Source organism: Sulfobacillus harzensis (assembly GCF_012933365.1).
Lineage (GTDB): Bacteria > Bacillota > Sulfobacillia > Sulfobacillales > Sulfobacillaceae > Sulfobacillus_B > Sulfobacillus_B harzensis.
Genome location: NZ_JABBVZ010000195.1, coordinates 1 through 3241, shown reverse-complemented (window position 1 = coordinate 3241; position 3241 = coordinate 1). Strand labels below are relative to the sequence as shown.

Here is a 3241-nt window from a genome sequence, read left to right as displayed (position 1 = left end):
CGAAAATGCTTGTCGCAGGCACGGCGCATATGCACCCGTTTGAGTTTGCCGCTTTGGTAGAGCACGGGACTGGTGCCCGCCAGGGCTTGAGCCGCCTCCGCCCGCTCAAACCGGTCCCGGTCGGGACCGAACCCGGCCAGGCGACGAGCGCCCAGCGTGACGGCGACGCCAGGTACGCTCATCCAGAGGTCAGCATCCGGGTTCGCCATAAAAAGCTCTTCCAGGTGTTTACGCAATGCGCGATGCTCCGCTTGCAAGGCTTGCAGTTGGGCCACCAGCGCCCGGACTGCCCACGGGTATCGATGCTGCCGCAGCCAGGTCATCAGTGTGGGAGGGATGTTCGCTCTGGTCCGACAACGACTAGGCGGTCCCGAAACGCCCCATAAAGGATGGAGCCGGACGTCATTTGGTCCGGCTCCTCGATGCGATTCACTGGGATAACCGCATGCGGTTGAACTGGGGATCGTTGGTGACGGGATTGCCCCAGCGAATGGCGCCGTGCACTTGGGGTGCGACGACGTTAATGGTGGCTTGATTCGGTAGCCACAGGAAGGGTAATTGCTGGGCCGTATAGGCTTCATATTGGTCGAATACCCGCAGGAATTGCGCATTGTTGGCCGTCGGTTGATGGGTGGCGGCGATTAAGGCGTCTTCGTGAGCATTCGCGTAGCCTGTGCCTTGCGGGGCCGTGGAACTAAAGATCTGTCCCCCGGTCGGGAGCCAGACTGGCCCATTATATTCCCATCCAGCCAACCCCAACTGCCAGGTGTTGGTGGGATTGTGACTGGTAAGGGTAAGGGCCTCATTAAAGTTAACGCCCTTCAAGGTGACTTTCACGCCGATGTTGGCCCACTCTTGTTGCAACAGTTGGACCAGTTCTTGGGTGACGCTACTGCCCGTGACCCACAACAGAGTGAGATTCAAGGATTGGCCCTGGGCGTTGGTCATAACTCCGTTCTTGATCCGCCAGCCGTGCGATTCCAATAATCGCTTGGCCCGCTCCGGGTCATAGGGGATCTTGGGCTCAGCACTTGCATCATAATATTGGGAACGGGGGACGGCCGGAATCGGCCCCGTACTGAGGCGCGCCATATCCCTTATAAATGTCCTGAACGATGGCATTTTGGTCCATCGCCAGCGCCAAGGCTTCGCGGACATAGTGGTGATCGAAGATCGCCGCATATTTACTGCCGGAAAACATATTCATTTGGATCCATGACACGCCCAAGGCGTACCCTGGAACCAGCTTGTCCCCGAGAGCCGTAAGCTCGCCCTTGGAGCCGAGTTGGGAGGGGTCGAGGTAGCCGAGGTCGATTTGTCCGGTTTTTAAGGCCGCAAACTCGGACGTAGACGAGGCCTCATACACAAATTCCAGCTTCTTGATTTGGGCCTTGTGCCCGCCATAATCCGGGTTAGGCTTCAAGACCCAGTTCTGGTTAGGCGTTGCGCTGACCAGTTCGAAGGGGCCGTCACTAGCCTTTTCGGCGGCCTTGGGACTTCCCCCCAAGGCACCTAGGTAGTTCGCTTCTTTGATCCAGTCAGCTACGGTGGGATGGGGACCCTGCGCGTATTTGTTGAGGGCCGCTTCAGGCATCGGCGTCAGCTGGATGAGCCCGTTGTAAATAAACAAACCATTCTTGGTTGGCCGGCTTGGTCAAGGTAAACGTGACTTCGTGGGGGTTGTTCTCGACCACGCTTTGAACGCCATTGGGAATGTCTCCCGTTCCTACGCCGGTATAGGGCCAGGGGGTGGAAGCCGCCTTGGATGATGCGGCCTTGACGACGTTCCAGGTAAACAGCAAGTCCTTGGCGGTGACGGGTTGACCGTTGGACCACGCCATTTGCGGCTTAAAAACACGTGATAGACCGTGCCCGTGTGGTTATAGGTGATTTTAGATGCGACCGAGGACTTCCAGACGATGTGGTACTGGTCATTCAAGAAAATCAACGGTTTGAAAATCTGGTCGTCGAGCGTGGCATTATAGATGTAGTTGTTGGAAGCTGGATCAATGGGCAAAAACCAGTCTAAATTGGTCGCGGGGGTGACGGCGGTGGTGAGCGTGCCGGTGGCCCCGGCACTGGCCGCGGAGTGGCTAGTGGATCCACATCCCGCTGCCACGGCCGCGATGCCCATGGCCAAGGCTGCCGATGTCACGGTCAATGCACGTGTCTTCAAAGAAATGCCTCCTAGGTGTAACGTGTACCGGCGGACAGAAACTGCTTCCATCGTCGACATTAATGTATAGTTTGCTGATAGTATAAATAGACTTTAAACCTTTTCGTACCGCAAATCAATGCCATTGCCAATGAGGACCGCCGCTTCGATCCGCTTGGGGTCCCCAAAATACCCCTGTACTCCGACGTGGTACGACCATCGAGACTTGGTTCACCTCCAATCCAAATCACTTCTACGGCGAGGAATGTATGCTCCAAATGAGAAAAATTAAGATTGCAAGTCAAGTGATGATATTATAGTCTGTAATAGATTTTACTGAAACTAAAACCAGGAGGATCTTCCGATGGCGCAGGTCAATACTTCTTCCTCTGGGCTGGCGCGCAACGCGTTGGGACTTCTTCATGTAATCTTTCAATCGGCTTCCCAAATGAGTCCGACAGGAACCGTCGTGTCGGGGCTGACCGCCATCGCTGCCTATTCAATGGGAGCGATGCCGTTGGCCATTCTGTTGGCGCTAATTGCCGCGTTTTTTAGCGCTAACACACTCATCCAGTTCTCCCGCAAGATTTCCAGTGCCGGTGGCTATTATTCTTGGGTGGCCCACGGGGCCGGACCGTACGCGGGTGCCTTTATGGGCTGGCTCTATGTGCTATATCAAGGACTTAATGCCCCGGCCCTCGTGTTGTTTTTCGGCTGGGTGGTTCGGGCTCTTTTAGAATTAGGGCTGGGGATCCATTTGGCTGGCTGGCTCTGGTGGCCGTTTTCCATGGTGGCAGCTCTCTTCGTGTGGTCCATTGCTTACGTTGGTATCAAACAGTCGTTGGTGTATTCCATGATCGTCGGTAGTATCGAAATCGTTGTGCTATGCGTGCTGGCCGTCCTGTTAATCGACAAGGCTGGCAGCCACAATACCCTGGCCACGTTCACGCCGCGGTTATCCAAGACCGGTTGGAGTGGCATTGGACTCGGCATGATTTTCGGTCTATTTTCCTGATACTATCATCCCGGGTTGTGGATAACTGATAAATCCCTAAAAGGCTTTCGGGAGAACGGCTCCCGTGGGGT

The 3241-nt window shown here is 55.5% G+C and carries 6 protein-coding genes; 1 reads left to right on the top strand and 5 read right to left on the bottom strand.

Features of this window, described 5'->3' with window-relative positions; genetic code table 11:
- The 5 genes from HIJ39_RS22115 to HIJ39_RS22095 form a co-directional block, all read right to left on the bottom strand.
- On the bottom strand, window positions 1-323 hold a 323-nt coding region (locus HIJ39_RS22115; RefSeq protein ID WP_243239910.1), incomplete at its 3' end, for an IS110 family transposase.
- Between the two features lie 106 nt (window positions 324-429).
- A complete protein-coding gene (locus tag HIJ39_RS22110; protein WP_169103205.1) occupies window positions 430-1092 on the bottom strand; it encodes an ABC transporter substrate-binding protein in 663 nt (220 codons plus the stop codon).
- Window positions 1037-1630 (bottom strand): ABC transporter substrate-binding protein, encoded by a 594-nt coding sequence (locus HIJ39_RS22105; protein WP_169103204.1) that lies wholly within the window; start codon window positions 1628-1630, stop codon window positions 1037-1039. Before HIJ39_RS22105 ends, HIJ39_RS22110 begins: the two co-directional genes overlap by 56 nt.
- Window positions 1587-1841: an ABC transporter substrate-binding protein gene (locus HIJ39_RS25345; protein ID WP_169103203.1), complete on the bottom strand. Its 255-nt coding sequence runs from the start codon at window positions 1839-1841 to the stop codon at window positions 1587-1589. The genes HIJ39_RS22105 and HIJ39_RS25345 overlap by 44 nt, the downstream gene beginning before the upstream one ends.
- Window positions 1727-2176 (bottom strand): hypothetical protein, encoded by a 450-nt coding sequence (locus tag HIJ39_RS22095; RefSeq protein ID WP_169103201.1) that lies wholly within the window; start codon window positions 2174-2176, stop codon window positions 1727-1729. The genes HIJ39_RS25345 and HIJ39_RS22095 overlap by 115 nt, the downstream gene beginning before the upstream one ends.
- A gap of 343 nt (window positions 2177-2519) precedes the next feature.
- On the opposite strand from HIJ39_RS22095, the gene HIJ39_RS22090 reads away from it, so the two are divergent.
- Window positions 2520-3170, top strand: coding sequence for an APC family permease (locus HIJ39_RS22090; protein ID WP_169103202.1), 651 nt, complete (start codon window positions 2520-2522; stop codon window positions 3168-3170).
- The last annotated feature ends 71 nt before the right edge of the window (window positions 3171-3241 follow it).